Source organism: Aquabacterium sp. G14, assembly GCF_037482285.1.
Classification (GTDB): domain Bacteria; phylum Pseudomonadota; class Gammaproteobacteria; order Burkholderiales; family Burkholderiaceae_C; genus Aquabacterium.
Genome location: NZ_JBBEYB010000001.1, coordinates 63769 through 86226, shown reverse-complemented (window position 1 = coordinate 86226; position 22458 = coordinate 63769). Strand labels below are relative to the sequence as shown.

The following is a 22458-nucleotide window of genomic DNA, read 5'->3' as shown; positions in this document are numbered from 1 at the left end:
ACAAAGCTCCTCAACGTTCAGAAGCCGCCGTGCGCTACCGGGGGTCAAAAAGACACAGAGAGATACCACTCACCCAGCGGGACACATGCGGGTGAGCGCCGTTGCAGAAGACAAGTCTTTCGAGCCTGGGATCCGGAGGTGGACCTTGCAACGCTCCTCGAAAGCGGACGCCAGTATAAAGCGAGCCCCCCCCGACTGTGTGGGTTTGAGCCGGAAATCGGTGCGCTTGCAGGGGCTTTGACCCCAGTTTCGTCCTGCGGGTCGCACATTTGGACACCAAAGACACCGGACATGCGGGCAGACACCGACGGTGGCATTCGACGACACGGCTAACATGACACGCGATGACAATGCTCGCTCAATGGCCCCATGACGATGCCCTCAGGCCCCCGGTTTCGGGCGCGGGCACCGTCGTGCCCGATGCCGGACTCACCGCCCTGGCGGCGCTCGCCTGCACCGTCTGCGACACCCCGATTGCGCTCATCAGCCTGGTCACCCCCCAGCGCCAGCACCTGCTCGCCCAGGTCGGCCTCGGTGAACCCGGCGCGCCCTTGCCTCACCTGGCCTGGACGATCGACACGCTGAACCACACCGGCCTGCGGATGGTGCCCGACGTGGCCGCCACGCCGGGCTGGGCCAGCGACTGGCTGGCCACCGGTCCGGCGGGCATCCGTTTTTACGCAGGCCTGGCCTTGCGTGGCCCCCACGGTCAGCCCATTGGCACGCTGTGCGTGATGGACACCTGCCCCCGTGACCTGGATGCAGCCACCCAGGCCCAGCTCAGCGCCTTGGCACAGACCTTGGGCCTGTCACTGCCCCACAGCCATCCCGAGGACCTGGGGGCCTTCCACCACACGCCCAGCGAGCTCGATTGCTACCGTGCCATCGTCGACAGCCAGACCGATCAGGTCTGCCTGGCCAGCCCGGAAGGCCGCCTGACATTTGTCAACCCAGCTTACGCCGCGCACGTGGGCCGGCCACCTGACGCCCTGATCGGCAGCAGCCTGTTCGAGCACCTCCCCCCCGCTGACCGCGACGCCGTCGCCTCGCAGGTGGCGGCGGTGTGCGCCCACCGACTGGTGTTGGGCAGCGAGGTGCGCGAGCCGACCCCTGACGGGCAGGTGCGCTGGACCAGCTGGACCCACCACCCCCTGACGGACGGACAGGGACGGGTGTGGGCCGTGCACTCGGTGGGACGCGACATCACCGAGCGCAAGCTCACGGAGCGCTCGCTCAAGGAAAGCCAGGCACGCTTGCGCTCCCTGTACGAGTCCACGCCGGCCATGCTGCATTCGATCGATGCACAAGGTCGCCTGCTCACGGTCAGCGACACCTGGCTGACCAAGATGGGATACAGCCGCAGCGAAGTGATTGGCCGCAACTCGGCCGAATTCCTCACGCCGGAATCACACGCCTACGCACGCAATGTGGTGTTGCCCCGCTACCTGCGTGAAGGGCGTTGCGAGAACATCGAATACCAGATGGTGCGCAAGGATGGCACCTTGATCGATGTGCTGCTGTCGGCCACGATGGAGCGCGACGAACAAGGACGCCCGCTGCGCTCGCTGGCCATCCTGGAAGACGTCACCGAGAAGCACGCCGTGGAGGCGGCTTTGCGTGCCAACCAGGAGCGCCTGGCACTGGCCACCCGGGTCAACGGGATTGGCATCTGGGAGCTGGACCTGGTGAATGGCCGGCTGACCTGGAGCGAGATGATGTTCAAGATCTTCGGCGTGGAACCGGCCACCTTCGAAGGCCGCGCGGAAGACTGGCAGCGCGCCGTGCACCCCGATGATCTGGCACGCTGCCAGGCCGAAATGGCCCAGGCCATCGCCACCGGTCGACCGATGAACTTCGACTTCCGCATCGTTCACGGCGACGGACGCATCCACGATGTGAACGCCAGCGCCACCGTGTTCTACGACAGCGAAGGGCACCCGCTGCGCATGCTGGGCACCAACTACGACGTCACCGAGCGCAAGCGCATGGAACGCGAGTTGGCCGAAAAACACGAATTGCTGAGGGTCACCTTGCATTCGATCGGGGACGCCGTGATCACCACCGACGCCCGTGGTCGGGTCCAATGGCTCAACCCGGTGGCCGAGCGCATGACGGGCTGGGGCAACGCCGAGGCCGCCGGCCAACCGCTGAGCGCGGTTTTCCACATCGTGGACGAAGCCACCGGCGCGCCCGAGATGTGCCCGGTCAGCCGCTGCCTGGTCGACACCCCCGACGATGAGCGGCTCACCCTGACCCAGCTGATTGCGCGCGATGGCCGTACCTACGGCATCGAGGACTCGGCCGCCCCGATCCGCGATGCCCAGGGGCAGGTGCTGGGCGTCGTGCTGGTCTTCCATGACGTGACCGAGCAGCGGCGCATGGGCCACGAAATGAGCTTCCGAGCCACCCACGACGAGCTGACCGGCCTGGTCAACCGCAGCGAGTTCGAGTCGCGCCTGCAGCGTGCCCTGAGCGACAGCCAACAGCGCGGCAGCGAACACGCGCTGATGTACATCGACCTCGACCAGTTCAAGCTGGTCAACGATGCCTGCGGCCACGCCGTGGGCGACCAGTTGCTGCGCCAGGTCACCGAGTTGCTGCACAGCTGTGTGCGCTCACGCGACACGCTGGCGCGTCTGGGCGGCGATGAGTTCGGGGTGATCCTGGAACACTGCAGCGTCGAGCAGGCCGAGCGGGTCGCGCAAAAGATTTGCGACCAGATGGAAGAATTCCGCTTCGTGCACGAAGGTCGGCGTTTCCGCATCGGCACCAGCATCGGTCTGGTGCCCCTGGACAAGCGCTGGAGCAACAGTGACGCCATCATGCAGGCCGCCGACACCTCCTGCTATGCCGCCAAAGAAGCAGGCCGCAACCGTGTGCACCTGTGGTTCGACACCGACCAGACCATGCGCACCCGCAAGGGCGAAATGCAGTGGGCGACACGCCTGGAGCAGGCCCTCGACGAAGACCGCTTCGTGCTCTACGGTCAGCGCATTGCCCCCATCCGACCCAATGGCGAGGGGCTGCGCTGCGAAGTCTTGATTCGCCTGCAGGAACACGATGGCGCCGTCATCCCGCCCGGCGCCTTCTTGCCCGCTGCCGAACGCTTCCAGCTGGCCTCGCGCATCGACCGCTGGGTGGTGCGCCAGGTGTTCGCCCTGCTGGCCTCGCGCCACCCGGCCCTCACCGCGGTTCACACGCTGGCCGTCAACCTCTCGGGCCAGTCGATTGCCGACCCGGCCTTCCAGCGCTACGTGCTCGAACTCATCGAGAGCCAGCCGGTGGACCTGAGCAAGCTGTGTTTCGAGATCACCGAAACCGCGGCCATCACCAAGCTGGCCGAGGCCGGCAGCTTCGTGCAGGACATGCGCCGCCTGGGCATGCGTCTGGCGCTGGACGACTTCGGCGCCGGCTCCTCGTCCTTTGGCTACCTGAAGGCGCTGCAGGTCGACTACCTGAAAATCGACGGCCAGTTCATCAAGGACGTGGTGCACGATCCGCTCGACCGCGCCGCCGTGCGCTGCTTCTGCGACGTCGCCCGGGTGATGGGGCTGAAGACCGTCGGTGAATTCGTCGAGAACGACCCCATCTTGCAGGAGTTGCTGGAGTTGGGGGTGGACTACGCCCAGGGCTACCTGATCCACCGCCCGGAGCCCCTGAGCCAGCTGCTCGGCCTGGCGGCGCGCAGGTGACCGCCAGGGATGACCGTCGGGAGCGAATCGGCTAGCATGTCGGGCTTCGCCGGAGCCAGCTTGCCGTGACCACCTCAGTTTTTGCCCCAGAAACCAGCCGCCGTCGCACCTTTGCGATCATTTCCCACCCTGACGCGGGTAAAACCACGCTGACGGAAAAGTTGCTGCTGTTCTCTGGCGCCATCCACATCGCCGGGGCCGTCAAGGGCCGCAAGGCCTCGCGCCATGCCACGTCGGACTGGATGGAAATCGAAAAGCAGCGCGGCATCTCGGTGGCCTCCAGCGTGATGCAGATGCTCTACCGCGAACATGTGGTCAACCTGCTCGACACCCCCGGCCACAAGGACTTCTCGGAAGACACCTACCGCGTGCTGACCGCCGTGGACTCGGCCCTGATGGTGATCGACGCGGCCAACGGCGTGGAAGCGCAGACCAAGCGCCTGATCGAGGTGTGCCGCCAGCGTGACACGCCCATCATCACCTTTGTCAACAAGATGGACCGCGAAGGCCGCGACCCGCTCGAACTGCTCGATGAAGTCGAGCAGGAGCTGGGCATGCCCTGCGTGCCCATGACCTGGCCGGTGGGCCAGGGCAAGACCTTCGGCGGCATCGTCAACCTGCGCACGCAAAGCATGCGCCTGTTCGACGCCGGCGCCGACAAGCGCGGCGAAGACGACGAGGTGGTGTCGCTGAGCGAGCGAGACAAGCTGCACGCCCGCTTCGGCCACGACTGGGAGCTGGCCGAGCAGAACATGGAGCTGATGGCCGAGGCCGCGCCGGCGTTCGACCTGGAAGCCTTCCTGTCTGCCAAGCAGACGCCCGTGTTCTTCGGCTCGGCCGTGAACAACTTCGGCGTGCAGGAGGTGCTCGACGCCCTGGTGGACCTGGCGCCCTCGCCCCGTCCGCGCTTCAGCACCGAGAAGGACGGCTCGCACAAGGAAATCCTGCCCGAGATGGAGAACTTCTCCGGCGTGGTCTTCAAGGTGCAGGCCAACATGGACCCGTCGCACCGTGACCGCATCGCCTTCGTGCGCGTGTGCTCGGGCAAGTACACCCCAGGCATGAAGCTCAAGGTGCAGCGTTCCGGCAAGGAGCTGCGTCCCACGTCGGTGGTGACCTTCCTGTCGCAGCGCCGTGAAGCCGTGGACGAGGCCTTTGCCGGCGACATCATCGGCTTCACCACCCACGGCGGCGTGCAGCTGGGCGACACCATCACCGATGGCATCAACCTGCAGTACACCGGCCTGCCCTTCTTCGCACCCGAGCTGTTCCAGACGGTGGAACTGGCCAACCCGATGAAGTCCAAGCAATTGCAGGCAGGTTTGATGCAGTTGGGCGAAGAAGGCGCCATCCAGGTGTTCCGTCCGGAAGTGGGCGGCTCAATGCTGCTGGGCGCTGTCGGTCAACTGCAGTTCGAAGTGGTGCAGCACCGCCTCAAGGCCGAGTACAGCGTCGACATCCGCCTGATGCCCTGCCGCTTCGTGGGTGCGCGCTGGATCACGGCCGACACCCCCGAGGCCATGAAGAAGTTCTGTGACGAGAACGCGTCGAAGTTGGCGCTGGACGCCGCCGACACCCTGGCCTACATGATGACCTCGGCCTATGACCTGCGCCTGACGGCCGAGCGCCATCCGCAGGTGCACTTCCACCCGCTGCGTGAGCATGCGGGCCTGAGCCTGTCGAATCAGTGAGCGAGGGCTAGCGCAGCACCACGCGCATCCCGCACTGGGCCATGCGACCCAACAGGGCTGTGCTGGGTTCCCGGCAAGCGGCGGCCAGCTCAATGGGCATGGCGGGTGTCGGTCGGCAGGTCTGCCAGACCCACTCGCGCACCCCGCACGCCGCCAACTGCGCACCCAGCTTGCCCATCGCGTGGTCGTCATGGAGTGCCGGGTGCCAGGTGGTGCGGATCTCGCACCCGATGCCGCGCTCGCGCACCTCGGTCATCACCCGGTTCAGGCTGTTTTGTACCGCCTCGCCACTGCGTGGCACAGCAGTGACGCGTTCGTAATCAGCCCATGCCGCCTTGAGATCGAACCCCACCCAATCAACCAGCGGCAGCACGGCCTGCAGGCGATCGGGGTAGATGCCGGCGGTGTGCAAGCCCACCTGAAAGCCCAGCGCCCGCACCGCCGACATGGCCTGCGGCAAGGACGGATCCAGCGTGGGCTCGCCACCGCTGAACACCACCCCATCAAGCAAGCCCTGCCGACGGCGCAACAGGTCGAGGGCTTGGACCCAAGCCCCTTGTGGCGCCCCCGACCTGGGCTGCAGGTCGGCGTTGTGGCAGTAGTGACAGCGCCAGGGGCAGCCCTGCACGAACACCACCGCGACCAGCCGGTCCGGCCAGTCGGTAGTGCTCAGCGGCGTGAAGCCTCCAACCTCAAGCATCGGCACCGGCCAGAGCCTGCCCGGCGAGCGTCGGCGCAGTGGCACACCCGGGTTCACGGAAATAGACGCGTTCGTGGAACTCGCCTTGCTTGCCCGTGTTGAAGGACGCCATGGGGCGGTGGTAGCCCATCACGCGCGTCCAGATTTCGCAGCGCTGACGTTCGTGCGCTTGCAAGACCGGATGGGTGGACGGGGTGGCGTAAGAAGGATGCATGCAGATCTCCTGTGACAAGGATGGAAAGAAAGAAGCAGACGCCCGTGCGTCAGACCGGCATCGAACCCTGGGGTTCGACCTCGGCGGCGCGCTTGCGCTGCAAGGCCTCTTCGTCGCAACGCGGACAGAACGCGTGCTCGCCGGCGAGGTAGCCGTGAACCGGACAGATCGAGAAGGTGGGCGTGACCGTGATGTAGGGCAGCCGGAACTGGCTCAGGGCGCGCCGCACCAGCTCCTTGCAGGCGTGCGCCGAGGACACCCGCTCGCCCAGGTAGAGGTGCAGCACGGTGCCGCCGGTGTACTTGGACTGCAGCACCTCCTGGCGGGCCAGGGCATCGAAGGGGTCGTCGCAAAAGCCGACCGGAAGCTGGGAGGAGTTGGTGTAGTAGGGCTGCTCGGCCGTGCCGGCCTGCAGGATGTCGGCAAAGCGCTTGCGGTCTTCCTTGGCGAAGCGGTAGGTGGTGCCCTCGGCCGGGGTGGCTTCGAGGTTGTAGAGGTGCCCGGTCTCTTCCTGAAAACAGGTGATGCGCGCACGGATGTGGTCCAGAAAGCGCACGGCAAACGCCTCGCCCCAGGGGGTTGTGATGTCGTGGGCATCGCCGCTGAAGTTGCGGATCATCTCGTTGATGCCGTTGACGCCCAGCGTGGAGAAATGGTTGCGTAAGGTGCCGAGGTAGCGGCGGGTGTAGGGGAACAGGCCCGCATCCATGAGCTGTTGGATCAGCTTGCGCTTGATCTCCAGGCTGTCCTTGCCCAGCGTCAGCAACTCGTCGGTGCGCGCGAGCAAGGCGGCCTCGTCGCCCTTGAACAGATAGCCCAGGCGCGCGCAGTTGAGGGTCACCACGCCCAGTGAGCCGGTCTGCTCGGCCGAGCCAAACAGGCCATTGCCGCGCTTGAGCAGTTCGCGCAGGTCCAGCTGCAGGCGGCAGCACATCGAGCGGACCATGTTGGGCTCCAGGTCCGAGTTCAGGAAGTTCTGGAAATAGGGCAGGCCGTACTTGGCCGTCATCTCGAACAGGCGCTCGGTGTTGGGGTGCGCCCAATCGAAGTCGCGGGTGATGTTGTAGGTGGGGATGGGGAAGGTGAAGGCCCGGCCCTTGGCATCGCCCTGCATCATGACCTCGATGTAGGCGCGGTTGATCATGTCCATCTCGGCCTGCAGGTCGCCGTAGGCAAAGGGCATTTCCTCACCGCCGATGACGGGCACCTGCTCACGCAGGTCCTCCGGGCAGACCCAGTCAAAGGTGAGGTTGGTGAACGGCGTCTGGGTGCCCCAGCGCGAGGGCACGTTGAGGTTGTAGACCAGCTCCTGCATGCTCTGGCGCACGGCCTCGTAGCTCAGTGCGTCCTTGCGGATGTAGGGGGCCAGGTAGGTGTCGACCGAGCTGAAGGCCTGCGCCCCGGCCCACTCGTTTTGCAGCGTGCCCAGGAAGTTGACCATCTGCCCCATGGCGCTCGACAGATGCCGAGGGGGCGCCGACTCCACCTTGCCGGGCACACCGTTGAGGCCCTCGTGCAGCAGGGTGCGCAACGACCAGCCGGCGCAATAGCCCGAGAGCATGTCGAGGTCGTGGATGTGGAGGTCGGCCTCGCGGTGCGCCCCGCCGATGGCGGGCGGGTAGACGTGGGTGAGCCAGTAGTTGGCGATCACCTTGCCCGACACATTCAGGATCAGCCCGCCCAGCGAGTAACCCTGGTTGGCATTGGCGTTGACGCGCCAGTCCTGCTGCGAGAGGTACTCGTTGACCGAGCGCTCGACGTCCACCGCGCAGGCCGCATCGGCACGCAGCATCTGGTGCTGCTCGCGGTAGACGATGTAGGCGCGCGCCGTGTCGAAGTGACCGGCCTCGATCAAGGTGCGCTCAACCTGGTCTTGCACCTGCTCCACCGTGGGCACGCGGCGGGTCAGGTTCGCCACGACCTGGGCGGCCAGTGCCTGGGCGCGATCCTGCCCGAACTCCCCGGTGGCCCGGCCTGCGCTGGCGATGGCCTCCACGATTTTGTCGGCGTGGAAGGTGGCCGCCGTGCCGTTGCGCTGGATGACGGCAACCGGCGTCTCGGACCCGGTCATTGTTGGAACTGGCATGAGTCAAACCCTATATATAGTGCATTTTCTTTGTGAAAACACTATATGTAGTGTCATGACTCCGTCTACCAACGAGTTTGACCTCACTCAAACCGAGTCAAAATCGCCGTCAAACGATGGGTCAAGCCTTGCATGGACACAGGGCGGCACATCCTGAGCACCCAGAAGTCGGGTCAGGAACAGGCGTCAACCTGCCATGAAAGCGCGCGCTTCAACCCGGCTGGTTCCAGAGCTGATCGAGGTTCTGGAACCCCCACTGGCTCTTGGACTCGCGCGAGACGATCTGGTCCACGGTCTTGCCCAGGTCGAGCAGCTCGACCGGGATCGGTTGATTCGATTTGGTCGAGAAAAACACCCGCACGATGGGCGACAGCAGCGAGCCGCTGCCTTGCTCCACCACCACGGCCAGACGGCCGGACTGCAGCTTGACCAGCGAGCCGGTGGGGTAGATGCCGATGCTCTTGACGAAGGCCTGGAAGACGCGATCGTCGAAGTGGCCTTCCTTGGTCCAGGCCGCCATCTTCATCAGCGAGTCGGCCGGGTCCCAGCCCGCCTTGTAAGGGCGGTTGGAGGTGATGGCGTCGTACACGTCGCACACCGCGCCCATCTTGGCGTACAGGCTGATCTCATCACCCTTGAGACCCTTGGGATAGCCGCGGCCGTTGATCTTTTCATGGTGGTGCAGGCACACGTCCAAGGCCACCGGCCCCACGCCACCGCCTTCCTTGAGGAGCTTGTAGCCCTCTTCGGGATGGCTCTTCATGATGGCGAACTCTTCTTGCGTGAGGGCGCCGGGCTTGTTGAGCACCTCCAGAGGCATCAGGGCCTTGCCCATGTCGTGCACCAAGCCAGCCATGCCGGCTTCGCGCGCCTGCGACTCGCTGAGTTTGAGTTGGCGGGCCAGCGACACCATCAGCGCGCACACCGCCGCCGAGTGCATGAAGGTGTAGGCGTCGCTCGTCTTCAGGCGCGCCAGGCTGACCAGGGCGCCGGGGTTGCGCTCGACCGAGTCGGCAATCTCGTTGACCAGGGGCAGGCAGTGCTCGGTGTCGAGGGCCTTGCCCATGCGGGCGTCCTGGAACATCGTCTGCATGGCCTCGCGCGACTTGGCCAAGACCCGCCCCGCACGGGCCAATTCGTCCTTGAAAGATGTCGGAACCTGACGGACCGGCTCGGACGGCGGCGACGGCGGCGTGAACACCGGCTCAGGCAGATCGCTGAAATCCGTGGACGGCAGCTCAATGTCGTGGACCACCTTCATATCCACGTCCCGCCCCTTGTCGGTGTCGATGATCACCTCACGGATGGCCCCGAGCTGACGGATCTGATCCTCGTCCGTCACCTTGAAGGAGCCACGCCAAAACGGGTGCTCCAGCCACGAGCCGCACACCTCGTGGACGTGCATGCCAACGCGCAAGGAATCGGTGGGAATCTTTCGGAGCATGGTCAGATGTGAAAGCAGCCGACGCTGCGTTATCCCAAGATCTTAGGACGCGAAACGCACAACGTTCAGACGAGCTTGCGTGAAATCACCGCAAAGCGCGTCATTTTACTCGGGGTTCTCCCTAACACGATTTCATGACAAGCTGATTCAGCCTCAACATTGCCCTGCCACTTCGGTTTCGGGGTGTTTTTACTTTTTGTCTGGTCTCTGGCATGCGTCTTCAAAATCTGGGCATCGCCCGCAAACTCTGGCTTGGCGTGATTTTTCTGATCGCTGCCAACGTGGTCATCGTCGGCTTCTCGGGGGTTCGCACGGCCAAGCTCACCGCCAGCTTTGATGCGGCGTTCGCGCAGCTGGACACCAAACTGGCGCTCGCCCAGGACTGGGCCAGCCGGAGCGAAGCCGAGGCGAACCGTGCGGCCGTGCTGGGCCACACGCCCGGCGCCATCGATCCGCTGGCCGCGGCCCGCGAGCAAAACCAGGCCCAGCTGGTGACACTTCGCCAGCAACTGGATGGGCTGCCGCTGGACGAGGCCGACCGGGCCCAGTTGGCCCGCATCGACGCGGCGCAGGCGCAGTTCACCCAGGCCCTGGCCCACCCAGAGCAGATCGAGCCGGCGCTGAAGGCCTACACCGAGGCTCTGCGCGAGTTCTCGGCCATGCAGCCGCGGGCCGCCACCGCCTTGCGCCACCAGTTTGGCGAGGCGCGCCGTGGCACGGTGCTGATCGCGGGCGTGATGGCCCTGGGCACGATGGGCACGATGGTCCTGAGCGCCGCGCTGCTGATCCGCTCCATCCGCCGCCCCCTGAACACCGCGGTGGCCGCCGCCGCCCAGATGGCCGCGGGCGACCTGCGCGTGCATGTGAGCTCGCACGCCAGTGACGAAATCGGCCAATTGCTGAATTCGTTGGGCACGCTGAGCAGCTCGCTCAACCGTCTGGTGGGCGATGTGCGCCTGACCACTGACAGCATTTACACGGCCTCCAACGAGATCGCCGTGGGCAACCAGGACCTGTCCAACCGCACCGAGCAGACCGCCGCCAACCTGGAAGAGACCGCCTCGTCGATGATCGAGCTGACCGGCAATGTCCACGAGTCCGCCAATGCCGCGCAACAGGCGCACGCCTTGGTCGAACAGGCCTCGTCGACGGCCCGCCGCGGCGGTGAGGTGATGGACCGCGTGGTCAACAACATGGACGGCATCGCCCAGGCCTCGCGCAAGATCAACGACATCATCGGCGTGATCGACGGCATCGCCTTCCAGACCAACATCCTGGCGCTGAACGCGGCCGTGGAAGCGGCCCGGGCAGGCGAGCAGGGCCGTGGGTTTGCCGTGGTGGCCGGCGAGGTGCGCACGCTGGCACAGCGCAGCGCCGAAGCGGCCCGCGAGATCAAGAGCCTGATCGGCGCCTCGGTGACCCAGGTGGAGTCGGGCTCGCAACTGGTGCAGGACGCCGGCAAGACCATGCAGGAAATCGTCAACGACGTGGTGCGCGTCAGCAGCGTGATCAGCGAGATTTCAGCGGCGGCGGCCGAGCAAAGCAGCAGCATCGGCCAGATCAACCAGGCCGTGAGCCACCTCGATCAGATGACACAGCAGAACGCGGCCCTGGTGGAAGAGTCCACCGCAGCAGCGGCCAGCCTCACCGAGCAAGCGCACCGCCTGTCTTCGGCCATCAACGCCTTCCAGACGGACGCGCAGCGAGGCTGAGGATCCAGGTCCGGCGTCCGGGGGGCATCATCCGCGCAAGGTCGCCAGTTGGCGGTCGTGCCAGCGTGACAGCAGCACCTGGGCCAGCATGGCGCCCAGGGTGGCCATCAGCATGTCGGCCTGGGTGTCAAACGGATCCCCCTGCGTGGCCAGGAACTCGTCGGCCCCAGCGCCCAGCGCCAGCGCCGTCCACCACTCGATGAACTCGTAGACGGCACTGATGGCCAGACACACGCTGGTCACCAGGAAAAACAGCCAGCCCCCTGGCTTCAACGGGGTCTGACGCAGCAGGATTTCGCGCGCCACCATGGCCGGGATGAAGCCCTGTGCCAGATGGCCGATGCGGTCGTAGTGGTTGCGGCTGAAGTCGAACCACTCCTGCAGCCAGAAGCCCAAGGGCACACGGGCGTAGGTGTAGTGCCCGCCCACCATCAAGATGATGGCGTGCACCAGGATCAGGGTGTAGACCAGCGATGTGAGCGGAAAGCGCTTGCGCGTGAAGGCCAGCACCGGCACGGCGATGAACACCGGCAGCACCTCCATCAGCCACACCCCGGGGTCATAGGCGCCAATCCAGGACCAGACCAGCACAGCCGCGATGAGGGCCAGCCAGCCAGCTTCAGACAGGTGGGCGCGAACGTTCATGCAGGGTCTCCCAGATGTGCAAAAGGCCGCACGAGGCGGCCTTGGAATTGTGCACGGGGTAAAGGTCAGCCCTTCAGACCGGCGTCTGCGCGCAAGGCCTGGGCCTTGTCCGTCCGCTCCCACGTGAACTCGGGCTCGTCGCGGCCGAAGTGACCGTAAGCGGCGGTCTTCTGGTAGATCGGACGCAGCAGGTCCAGCATCTGGATGATGCCCTTGGGACGCAGGTCGAAGTGGGCGTTCACCAACTTGGCGATCTGGTCGTCGGCGATCACGCCGGTGCCGAAGGTGTTGACCGTCACGTTCATCGGGCGGGCCACGCCGATGGCGTAAGCCACCTGCACCTGGCACTGCTTGGCCAGGCCGGCCGCGACCACGTTCTTGGCCACGTAGCGGGCGGCGTAGGCGGCCGAGCGGTCCACCTTGGTGGGATCCTTGCCCGAGAAGGCGCCACCACCGTGCGGGCAGGCGCCGCCGTAGGTGTCGACGATGATCTTGCGGCCGGTCAGGCCACAGTCACCCTGCGGGCCACCGATGACGAAACGGCCGGTCGGGTTGATCAGGTACTTGGTGTCGGCCGTCAGCCACTCTTTCGGCAGCACCGGCTTGATGATCTCTTCGCGGACTGCCTCGTAGAAGCTGTCCTTCATCTTGGTGGCGGTTTCCGACTGGTCGGGGCTGTGCTGGGTGGACAGCACCACGGTGTCGATGCCCACGGGCTTGCCGTCCACATAGCGCAGCGTGATCTGGCCCTTGGCGTCCGGGCGCAGGAAAGGCAGGCGGCCGTCCTTGCGCAGCTGGGCCTGGCGCTCGACCAGACGGTGCGCGTAGTAGATGGCCGCGGGCATCAGCTCGGGCGTCTCGTCGCAGGCGTAGCCGAACATCAGGCCTTGGTCGCCGGCGCCGATGTTGAGGTAATCGTCGCTGGCACGGTCCACACCCTGGGCGATGTCGTTGGACTGCTTGTCGTAGGCGACCAGCACGGCGCAACCTTTGTAGTCGATGCCGTACTCGGTGTTGTCGTAACCAATGCGCTTGATGGTGTCGCGCGCGACCTGGATGTAGTCGACGTTGGCCTGGGTCGTGATCTCACCCGCCAGCACGACCAGACCGGTGTTGGTCAGGGTCTCGGCGGCGACGCGGGAGAGGGGGTCCTGCGCCAGGATGGCGTCCAGGATGGCATCGGAGATCTGGTCGGCGACCTTGTCGGGGTGGCCTTCCGAGACCGACTCGGAGGTGAAGAGGTAATCGTTCGACACGCTGTGTGCTCCAGTTCAAAAAACATAGACCTCGGCGTCGCCAAGGCTGTGAGACTGGGAAGGGTGCACAGCGGCGAACGCTTTAGCGGGATTTGTGAATCGCCCCGCAAGTTGTCCTGTTAACTCGGCGATCCGGATAGTGTAGCCAAACTCCCCAGCGCGTGCAGCGTGGGATCTGCGAAGATCAGGGTTTTGTGTTCTGGCTCAAGCTGCGTTCCATGGCCCGCCTGTTTTTCATGCTGTCACGCTGGCCCCTGGCCGTGCTGCACCCCCTGGGCAGCCTGCTGGGCTGGCTGGCTTACCTGCTGTCGCCTTCGTATCGGCAGCGCCTGAACGCCCACGCGCGGCAAGCCGGCCTGAGCCGCTGGCAGCGCTGGCAGGCGGTAGCCCATGCCGGCAAGATGGTCAGCGAGTCGCCCCGCCTGTGGGGCCGCCCGCGCGACCTGCCGCTGGGCGACAGCGTGCGCTGGGTGCGCCCCGAGGTGGTCGATGCGGCCCTGGCCGAAGGCCGCGGCCTGCTGCTGCTCACGCCCCACCTGGGCTGCTTCGAGATCACCGCGCAGGCCTATGCCGACCGCTTTGGCGCACACAAGCCCATCACGGCGCTCTACCGCCCGGCCAAGCAGGCCTGGTTGGCCGAGTTGATGAAGAACGCCCGCAACCGCCCCGGCATGCTCACCAGCCCCGCCACCCTGGCCGGCGTGCGCCAGATGCTGCGCGCCCTGAAAAAAGGCGAGACCGTGGGCCTGCTGCCCGACCAGGTGCCGCCCGAGGGCATGGGCGTATGGGCGCCCTTCTTCGGCCGCGAGGCCTACACGATGACGATGGCGGCCAAGCTGGTGGCCCAAACCGGCTGCGCCGTGGTGCTGCTGCGCGGTGAACGTCTGGGCTGGCGCGATCGGCTGCGTCAGGGTTGCGACTACATCGTGCACGCCGATCGGGTGCCGCCTGACACCGAACAAGTGCTGGCCGGCGGTGATGCGGCACAATCCGCCGCCGCCGTGAACCGGCTGATGGAAGAAATGATCATGCACGCACCCGAGCAGTACCTGTGGGGCTACAACCGTTACAAAGGCCCGCGCGCCGAGATCCTGACCTCGGCCAGCGTCGGGGAGGGCCAGGCATGAAGGAGATCGGTCTGCGCCTGGCCCTGGGCCTGCTGTGGCTGCTGCACTGGCTGCCCCTGCCCTGGCTGGCCGCCCTCGCCCATCGCCTCGGGTCCCTGCTGTACCACGTGGCGGGTTCACGCCGCAAGGTCGGCCTGCGCAATCTGGAACTGTGCTTCCCCGACATGCCCGCTGCGGAGCGAGAAGCCCTGCTGAAACAGCACTTCCAATGGCTGACCCAGAGCCTGCTCGACCGCGCCGTGCTGTGGTGGGCCTCGCCCGAGCGCATCCGCCGCCTCATCCAGATCGAAGGTGACATCGAGTTGGCCGAGCGGGTCTATCAAACGGAAGGCCGTGCCACGATGTGGTTGTGCCCGCACTTCGTGGGCCTGGATGTGGCCGGTGCGGCCATCCTGCTGTGTCAGTCGCGTCCCGGAGCCTCCATCTACCAGGCGCAAAGCCACCCCTTGATGGACAAGCTGATGAAGCGCGGCCGCCTGCGCTTTGGCGACGCCCAGATCTTCCCGCGCAGCGACTCGGTCAAGCCCCTGCTGCGCGCCATCAAGGAAGGCCGGGGGTTTTTCAATCTGCCAGACATGGATTTTGGCCGCAAGGATGCGGCCTTCGTGCCCTTCTTCGGCGTGCCCGCGGCCACGTTGCTGGCCCCCTCACGCATGGCGCGCATGCTCAACATGGTGGTGCAACCGGTGATTGCCGAATTGCTGCCACGAGGACAAGGTTGGCGGGTGCGGTTCCTGCCGGCTTTGCACGACTTTCCCACCGACCATGCCGAAGCCGATGCCGCACAGATGAACCGCTTCATCGAGCACGAAATTCTCAAACAACCTGCGCAATATTTGTGGGTTCACCGTCGTTTCAAGACGCGCCCCCCGGGCGAATCGCGCTTTTATTGACCCCGTCGGGGTGATTCTGCGTCGATACTCGGGGTCCGTTGTAAATCCCACGCCCCATCAGCGGGAGTGGGGGTCTTTCACGAACTTGAGGAGTGTCGGCACATGAATCTGATCACCTGGCTGCGGAGGTTTTCCATCCGCTCCCGCCTCATCACCTGCATGGTGCTGGTGGTGGCCATTGGCACCATCGTGGGCTCCGGCATGAGCTGGCGGTTGTGGTCGCTCAAGGGCGAGTTCGACGAGTTCACCCAGCAGGAGTTCGCGGCCGTCCAGCGCATGGGTCAGCTGGCCTTGAACCTGTCCTCGCTGCGCGGCCACGAGAAGGCCGCCATCATCAACGCCGGTGACTCCGTGTCGGCACAGGCTGAGTTAAAGGCTTGGCAAAGCGCGCTGAAAGCCACCGAAACGGCCATGCAGGCCTTGCAAGAGGCCGCCCCCAACGAGGCTATCCGCAGCCAGGTCCAGGCCCTGATGCCGAAGCTGGCCAGCTACGGTCAAGCCTTGCAGCCCACGCTGACGATGTTGAGCGAGCTGGCCATCACGTCCTCGGCCGAGGCCTACCAGGGCAGCGAAGGCGCACGCACCGAAGCGGACACCATCGAGCGTCAGGTCAACGAGCTCAATGCCAGCATCACCGAGCTGGCCGAAGCCCGTCGCGCCAAGGCAGCCGATGGCGTGACCCACACCATCGTCCTGCTGTGGGGCTTGCTCTTGTCGCCAGGCTTCATCTTCCTGCCCTTGATGGCGCTGACCATCCTGTCGATCACCCGCCCCCTGCGCCGCGCCGAAGACATCACCCAGGCCATCGCCCACGGCGACCTGACGCACGACATCCAGCCACGTGGCCACGACGAGATCACGCACCTGATGGTGTCAATGAAGCACATGCAGGACGGGCTGCGCGAAATGGTCGCGTCCGTGCGCGAGTCGTCCGAGAGCATGTTGACGGCCAGCACCCAGATTGCCGCCGGCAACCAGGACCTGTCGAGTCGCACCGAACAGACGGCCTCCAACCTGCAGTCCACCTCCTCGGCCATGGACGAGTTGAGCAAGACGGTCGAAAACTCGGCCGACTCGGCCCATGTCGCCAATGACCTGGCCAGCACGGCCAGCCAGCGCGCGGTCGCCGGCGGCGAAGTGGTGGAGAGCGTGGTCACGCAGATGGCCGACATCAGCCAGGCCTCGCGTCAGATCGGCGACATCATTGGCGTGATCGACGGCATCGCCTTCCAGACCAACATCCTGGCGCTGAACGCGGCTGTGGAAGCGGCCCGGGCAGGCGAACAAGGCCGCGGCTTTGCCGTGGTGGCGGGTGAAGTGCGCTCCCTGGCGCAACGCAGCGCCGAAGCCGCCCGCGAGATCAAGGCACTGATCGGCAAGTCCACCGAGCGCGTCGAAGCCGGCGCCGACAAGGTGCGCGAAGCGGGCGCGGTCATGACCGAGATCGTGGACGCCATCCAGCGCGTGACCCACGCGATGGGTGAGATTGCCGAGGCCACGCGTCAGCAATCGATGGGCATCGGACACGTCAGCCAGTCCATCAACCAGCTCGACCAGATGACGCAGCAGAACGCTGCACTGGTGGAAGAGTCGGCCGCCGCGGCCGACAGCCTGCGCCAGCAAGCCATGGACCTGTCGCGCACCGTGCAGCGCTTCCACATCGAGGTCAGCGCCAACGCGGCCATCGAGGCCTGACCCTCGCCGGGCGCGCGGCGAGCACGGCATACTCACGCCGATGCATCGACGCCCCTGGCTTGTGATCTGCGCCACGCTCGGCACCCTGGTGGTGCTGGGTGCGGCTGTTGCCCTGTGGGGGGTCTCGATGGCCTTGCAGGCGCAGCCCAGCACGGCCTTGGGTGCCCCCCTTGCCATCAGTGACCTCCAGTCGGCACGCCGGTTGCTCAACCGTCAGGTGCTGCGTGAAGCCTTTCACGGCCAGCCCTTGACGCTGACGCTGACCGCCGCCCAGGCGGAAGCCCTCACCCAGGACATGGCCGCCCGCGTGCTGCATGCCCCGGCCGCCTTGACCCTGGCCGATCAGCAGGCTGACTTGACCCTGAGCCTGCCCCTGCAGCAAACCCCCTTGCGCGCACTGCACCCGCTGGGCGCCTGGCTGAACGTGCGGGTCCGCTTGCACGCCCCGCCCAGTGGCCCGCCGGTCTTGCAGGCCGTGCAGGTGGGGAATCTGTCCGTGCCGCCGTGGCTGGCACGGTGGACGGCCGAGCGCCTGGCTCGCACGCGAGGCATGGACCAGCTCGCCATGCTCGCCCTGGCGGCCATCGAGCGCGTGCGGCTGAGCCCGACTCAGGTGTCCACCACCGTGCGCTGGCGGCCGGAACTGAGCGCCCAGGCGTCGGCCTTGCTCGTGCCTCCCGACATGGTCGAAGCCCTGTCTCGCTACCACCACCAACTGGCCCGCTTGCTCAGCGAGCCCCTTCAGTCCGACGGCCCGCACCATGCCCCGCGCTGGGACCGTCCGCTCAGCACCTTGCTGCCCGCGCTGATGGCCACGGCCCAGCAGACCAGCCTGGCCAGCGCCCTCAGCGCATCGACCCCGCACCTGCAAGACACCGCCGCGCGCGAGAACCGGGCCGTGCTGGTGGTGCTGGGTTTGTACGTCAACCGCGTCTCGTTGGCCACCCTGGTGCCTGCCGCCCGTGACTGGCCCGCCCTGCCCACGCGCCCCCTGACCCTGCAAGGGCGCGAAGACCTCGCGCAGCACTACCTCACCTCGGCCGCCCTCGCCACCGATCTGGGTGGTCGCCTGTCCGACCTGATCGGCACCTACAAGGAATTGCTGGACGCGGCGCCACAAGGCCGAGGCAGTGGCTTCAGTTTCAACGACCTCGCAGCGGACAAGGCCGGCGTGCGCCTGGGACGCCTCGCGGCACATGACCCACTGACCCTGCAATCGCGCCTGGCCAGCGCACAGTCTGAGTCAGACCTGTTGCCCACGGTGAGCGACCTGCCCGAGTTCCTCACCGCGGCGCAACTGCAACAGCGCTACGGGGGCATCGACGCCCCCGCCTACCAGGCCCTGATGCGCGACATCGACCAACGCATTGCCCAAACGCCCGTCTTGCGTTGAGTCCTGCTGCAAGACCCGCACAAGGGGCGGATAATCCACCTCATGAAGCTGCCCTTCACCAAAATGCATGGCGCCGGCAACGACTTCGTTGTGCTCGACGCCACCCGCGCGCCCCTGGCCCTGAGCCCGGCGCAGTACCGTTTCCTGGCCGATCGCCGTTTCGGTATCGGCGCCGACCAGATCCTGGTGGTCGAACCCGGTGACCCCGCGGCCGGCACCGACTTCACCTACCGCATCTTCAATGCCGATGGCGGCGAGGTCGAGCAGTGCGGCAACGGCGCACGCTGCTTCGCCCGCTTCGTGCACGACAAGGGCCTGACGGCCAAGACCACCTTGCGCGTCCAGACCCAGAAAGCCGTGATCGAGCCGCGCCTGCAGCTCGACGGCCGCGTCACCGTGGACATGGGTGCGCCCTTCCTCGCACCTGCCGAGGTGCCCTTTGACACCACCGGCCTGACCCCACGTCTGGAGTTCGGCTGCGAACTCTGGCCCGTGGCCCTGGCCAACCACCCGGTCGAGCTGGCCGTGGTCTCCATGGGCAATCCGCATGCCGTCATGCGCGTGGACAACGTGGCCCAGGCCCCGGTCGATGAGCTCGGCCCGCAGATCGAAAGCCACGCCCGCTTCCCCCGCCGCGTCAACGCCGGCTTCATGGAAGTGGTCACCCGCGGCCACATCCGCCTGCGTGTGTACGAACGCGGCGCCGGCGAGACCCTGGCCTGCGGCTCGGGTGCCTGCGCCGCGGTCGTGGCGGGCATCCGTCTCGGCTGGCTGGACGCCACCGTGGACGTGGACATGCCCGGCGGCCGCCTGAGCATCAGCTGGGCCGGCCCCGGCACCCCTGTTTTGATGACCGGTCCCGCCACCACCGTGTTTGACGGCGTGATCGACGTACCCGCACTCTGAGCCCCCTGACATGACCTTGCAAGGCATCACCGAAGACGAGATTGCCAACTACCTCGTCCACACGCCGGCTTTTTTCGAACGCAACGCCGCCCTGCTCTCCAGCATCCAGCTCACCAGCCCACACGGCCAGCGCGCCGTCTCGCTGCAGGAGCGCCAGATGGAGATGCTGCGCGACAAGATCCGCGGCCTGGAAAAGCGCATCATGGAGATGATCCGCCACAGCCAGGACAACGAGGCCATTGCCGAGCGCCTGCACCGCTGGGTGCGCGCCGTGCTGCTCGCCCACGACAACGCCACGCTGGCCGACGTCATGCTCAACAGCCTGCGCGACCTGTTCCTGATCCCGCAGGCCGCGGTGCGCATCTGGGGCACCGAAGCCCACCCTCTGCGCACCGAGCTGGGCGCCCTGGCTTGCACCCAGACCGTCAGCGACGATGCGCGCAGCTTCGCCGCCAGCCTGAACCAGCCCTACTGTGGCCTCAACGCCGGCTTCGAGGCCAGCAAGTGGCTCGATGACAGCGCCAGCATCACCTCGATCGCCCTCATCCCGCTGCAACACGAAGGCGCCTGCTTCGGCCTGCTCGTGCTGGGGTCACCCGACGCGACACGCTACAGCGCGGACATGGGTGTGGACTTCCTCATCCAGGTGGGCGACGTGGCCAGTGCCGCCCTGGCGCGCCTGCTCGACTGAGCGCCCACCGGCGGCCAGCGCGCGCACACAGACGCCCGAGATGTCCGCGCCTGACACCCCACGCGACGCGCTCGCCCCGCCGGCACCACCGCCCCTCATCGTTCGCCACCTCGACCACCTGCGCATCCAGCGCCGCTTGGCCGAGCGCACGCTGGCGATGTATGGCGACGCCTTCCGGCGCCTGCACGCGTTCTGCCACCAAGAAGGGCTGGACCTCGTCGCCGTGCGCCCCCACCATGTGCGGGGCTGGACCGCCCGCCTGCACGCACAAGGCCTGGGGCCACGCAGCATCGCCATCACCCTGGCCGGCTGGCGTGGTCTGTACAAATGGCTGGGACGTGAGGGCTGGGTCCACCTGAACCCCGTCGAGGGCATCAAGGCACCCAAAGCTCCCAAACCCTTGCCCAAGGCCCTCCCCGTGGACCAGGCGGTGGCGCTGGCCGAGCATCGGCCCGCCGATCCCAGCGACACGGCGGCCTCACCGGCCGCCGCCACCCGGGCTGCCCGTGAGGCGCCCTGGCTGCAAGCCCGCGATCGGGCCATGGTGGAGCTGCTCTACAGCAGCGGCCTGCGCAGCGCCGAACTGCTCGGACTGGATGTGCACGCCAGCCCGCACGCGGCAGGCTGGATCGACCTGGCCGGCGCAGAAGCCCATGTCCTCGGCAAGGGCAGCAAGCGCCGCAGCGTGCCAGTCGGCCAGGCAGCCCTGGCCGCCTTGCGGACCTGGCTGGACCTGCGCGCCGCCCTCAGCCCCCCCCAGGACGACGCCCTCTTTCTCAGTCGCCTGGGGCGGCGCCTGACCCCGGTGCAGTTGCGCAACCGGCTCAAGCAACTGGCCCAGCAAGCCGGTCTGCCCACCCATGTGCACCCCCACATGCTGCGCCACAGTTTTGCCAGCCACCTGCTGCAGTCCAGTGGCGACCTGCGTGCCGTACAGGAACTGCTGGGCCACGCCCACATCGGCACCACCCAGGTCTACACCAAGCTCGACTTCCAGCACCTGGCTCAGGTCTACGACGCGGCCCACCCCCGCGCCCGTCGCAAGGATTGACCCCCCCACTTCGAGGGGGGCCAACCCAGGAATATTGCCGCAAATGCGAATCGTTTTCAGGGAATGTCCTGGAAAATGAGACATCTTCGATACATCGGAAAACGAAAACGGACATAATCCGTTGTCAACTTTCGGAGTGCATCGCATCATGGCTAGCAAGGCATCCAGCCCTCCCTCCTGGGACTTCCGTCGTGGCGTCGCCACGGCCCGAGTGCTCACACAGCTGGGCCTGGACCGAGGCCTGTCACTGGATGCGCTGCTGCGCCACACCGGGCTCACCCCGGCCGCCCTGGAGGCCCCGCAAGGTGAGATCGAAGCCCAGCAAGAAATCCAGCTGATCCGCAACCTGCAGGCAGAGTTGCCGCAGATCGAGACCCTGGGCCTCGAAGCCGGGATGCGCTATCACGTCACCACTTACGGTCTGTGGGGCTACGCCGTGCTGAGCAGCCCGACCCTGGGCAGCGCCTTCGGCATGGCGGCACGCATGCTCAACCAGACGTTCTCGCTGAGCACCAACGAGGTCGAGCAACTCGGTGACCAGGTGATGATCAGCTACCACGTCGAGCACCTGCCGCCCGACATCCGTCAGTTTGTCCTGGACCGCGACCGCGCCGCGGCCGTCACCCTGCAGCGTGAAATCCTGGGGCAGCCCATGCCCTACCGCGCCGTGTTGCTGCGTCGTCCGGAACCATCCCCCCAGATGATCGAGGCCTACACCCAGCTGTTTGGCGTGCTCCCCCTGTTCGGCCAGCCGCAAGACCGGGGTCTGTTCGACACCGCGCTCATGCACCAGCCCCTGCCCCAGGCGAACGCCCACACCAAACGCCTGTGCGAAGACATGCTCAAGAAGCTGGTGGACGCCCGCCAGCAGCGCACCGGTGTGGCGGCCACCGTGCGTGACCGACTGCTGCGCAACCCCGGCCAGATCCCCGACATGGAAGAGGTGGCCGCCGAGATGCGCATGACCTCACGCACCCTGCGCCGCCACCTCACGGCAGAAGGGGCCACCTTCCGCGGCCTCCTCGAAGAGGTCCGCTCGACGCTGACCGAGGAATTGATGGGCGGCGCCAACCTCACCCATGGCGAGATTGCCGAGCGCCTGGGTTATGCCGACGTCACCACCTTCATCGAAGCCTTCCGCCGTTGGAAAGGCGTGCCACCGAGCGAGTACCGTCGCGCCAGCGGACTGGCCAACCGCCATCCCCGCCTGACCCGTCGCCGTTTCGTGCCGCGTTGAGCCCAGGCCGGATCGCGCCTCCGGC

General features: G+C 66.4%; 17 protein-coding genes and 1 riboswitch. Of the genes, 11 read left to right on the top strand and 6 right to left on the bottom strand.

Features of this window, described 5'->3' with window-relative positions:
• Positions 1 to 86: 86 nt before the first annotated feature.
• Positions 87 to 165: riboswitch (S-adenosyl-L-homocysteine riboswitch) on the bottom strand.
• Positions 166 to 344: 179 nt separating this feature from the next.
• Both WIT60_RS00430 and WIT60_RS00425 read left to right on the top strand, forming a co-directional pair.
• Positions 345 to 3692, top strand: a complete 3348-nt coding sequence (locus WIT60_RS00430; protein ID WP_339581986.1) for a PAS domain S-box protein — start codon at positions 345 to 347, stop codon at positions 3690 to 3692.
• Between the two features lie 65 nt (positions 3693 to 3757).
• Positions 3758 to 5383, top strand: a complete 1626-nt coding sequence (locus tag WIT60_RS00425; RefSeq protein WP_339581985.1) for a peptide chain release factor 3 — start codon at positions 3758 to 3760, stop codon at positions 5381 to 5383.
• 7 nt (positions 5384 to 5390) lie between these two features.
• Here WIT60_RS00425 and WIT60_RS00420 read toward each other — a convergent pair whose 3' ends face one another.
• From WIT60_RS00420 to WIT60_RS00405, 4 genes are all read right to left on the bottom strand, one after another.
• Positions 5391 to 6083 carry an anaerobic ribonucleoside-triphosphate reductase activating protein gene (locus WIT60_RS00420; RefSeq protein ID WP_339581984.1) on the bottom strand — a complete coding sequence of 231 codons (693 nt, stop codon included), beginning with the start codon at positions 6081 to 6083 and terminating at the stop codon, positions 5391 to 5393.
• Positions 6076 to 6297 carry an anaerobic ribonucleoside-triphosphate reductase gene (gene nrdD / locus WIT60_RS00415; RefSeq protein ID WP_339581983.1) on the bottom strand — a complete coding sequence of 74 codons (222 nt, stop codon included), beginning with the start codon at positions 6295 to 6297 and terminating at the stop codon, positions 6076 to 6078. The genes WIT60_RS00420 and nrdD overlap by 8 nt, the downstream gene beginning before the upstream one ends.
• A 49-nt stretch (positions 6298 to 6346) precedes the next feature.
• Entirely contained in the window at positions 6347 to 8368 is a 2022-nt protein-coding gene (locus tag WIT60_RS00410) for a ribonucleoside triphosphate reductase (protein WP_339582338.1), read from the bottom strand.
• A 226-nt stretch (positions 8369 to 8594) separates the two neighbouring features.
• Entirely contained in the window at positions 8595 to 9827 is a 1233-nt protein-coding gene (locus WIT60_RS00405) for a cyclic di-GMP phosphodiesterase (RefSeq protein ID WP_339581982.1), read from the bottom strand.
• 212 nt (positions 9828 to 10039) lie between these two features.
• Here WIT60_RS00405 and WIT60_RS00400 point away from each other — a divergent pair, with 212 nt between their 5' ends.
• Positions 10040 to 11539: a methyl-accepting chemotaxis protein gene (locus tag WIT60_RS00400; protein ID WP_339581981.1), complete on the top strand. Its 1500-nt coding sequence runs from the start codon at positions 10040 to 10042 to the stop codon at positions 11537 to 11539.
• Positions 11540 to 11566: 27 nt separating this feature from the next.
• Here the strand turns inward: WIT60_RS00400 and WIT60_RS00395 are convergent, their stop codons facing one another.
• Positions 11567 to 12184, bottom strand: coding sequence for a DUF2238 domain-containing protein (locus WIT60_RS00395; protein ID WP_339581980.1), 618 nt, complete (start codon positions 12182 to 12184; stop codon positions 11567 to 11569).
• A 65-nt stretch (positions 12185 to 12249) separates the two neighbouring features.
• Positions 12250 to 13440, bottom strand: a complete 1191-nt coding sequence (gene metK / locus WIT60_RS00390; RefSeq protein ID WP_339581979.1) for a methionine adenosyltransferase — start codon at positions 13438 to 13440, stop codon at positions 12250 to 12252.
• Positions 13441 to 13658: 218 nt separating this feature from the next.
• On the opposite strand from metK, the gene WIT60_RS00385 reads away from it, so the two are divergent.
• The 8 genes from WIT60_RS00385 to WIT60_RS00350 all read left to right on the top strand — a co-directional run bounded on the left by WIT60_RS00385 (position 13659) and on the right by WIT60_RS00350 (position 22433).
• Positions 13659 to 14567: a lysophospholipid acyltransferase family protein gene (locus tag WIT60_RS00385; RefSeq protein WP_339581978.1), complete on the top strand. Its 909-nt coding sequence runs from the start codon at positions 13659 to 13661 to the stop codon at positions 14565 to 14567.
• A complete protein-coding gene (locus WIT60_RS00380; RefSeq protein ID WP_339581977.1) occupies positions 14564 to 15460 on the top strand; it encodes a lysophospholipid acyltransferase family protein in 897 nt (298 codons plus the stop codon). Before WIT60_RS00385 ends, WIT60_RS00380 begins: the two co-directional genes overlap by 4 nt.
• Positions 15461 to 15562: 102 nt before the next feature.
• Positions 15563 to 17155 carry a methyl-accepting chemotaxis protein gene (locus WIT60_RS00375; RefSeq protein ID WP_339581976.1) on the top strand — a complete coding sequence of 531 codons (1593 nt, stop codon included), beginning with the start codon at positions 15563 to 15565 and terminating at the stop codon, positions 17153 to 17155.
• Between the two features lie 40 nt (positions 17156 to 17195).
• On the top strand, positions 17196 to 18548 hold the full coding sequence (locus tag WIT60_RS00370) for a hypothetical protein (RefSeq protein WP_339581975.1): 1353 nt from the start codon (positions 17196 to 17198) through the stop codon (positions 18546 to 18548).
• Between the two features lie 42 nt (positions 18549 to 18590).
• On the top strand, positions 18591 to 19454 hold the full coding sequence (gene dapF, locus WIT60_RS00365) for a diaminopimelate epimerase (protein ID WP_339581974.1): 864 nt from the start codon (positions 18591 to 18593) through the stop codon (positions 19452 to 19454).
• A gap of 10 nt (positions 19455 to 19464) precedes the next feature.
• A complete protein-coding gene (locus WIT60_RS00360; RefSeq protein WP_339581973.1) occupies positions 19465 to 20145 on the top strand; it encodes a DUF484 family protein in 681 nt (226 codons plus the stop codon).
• A gap of 40 nt (positions 20146 to 20185) precedes the next feature.
• Positions 20186 to 21196 (top strand): tyrosine recombinase XerC, encoded by a 1011-nt coding sequence (locus WIT60_RS00355; protein ID WP_339581972.1) that lies wholly within the window; start codon positions 20186 to 20188, stop codon positions 21194 to 21196.
• Positions 21197 to 21344: 148 nt separating this feature from the next.
• On the top strand, positions 21345 to 22433 hold the full coding sequence (locus WIT60_RS00350; protein ID WP_339581971.1) for an AraC family transcriptional regulator: 1089 nt from the start codon (positions 21345 to 21347) through the stop codon (positions 22431 to 22433).
• The last annotated feature ends 25 nt before the right edge of the window (positions 22434 to 22458 follow it).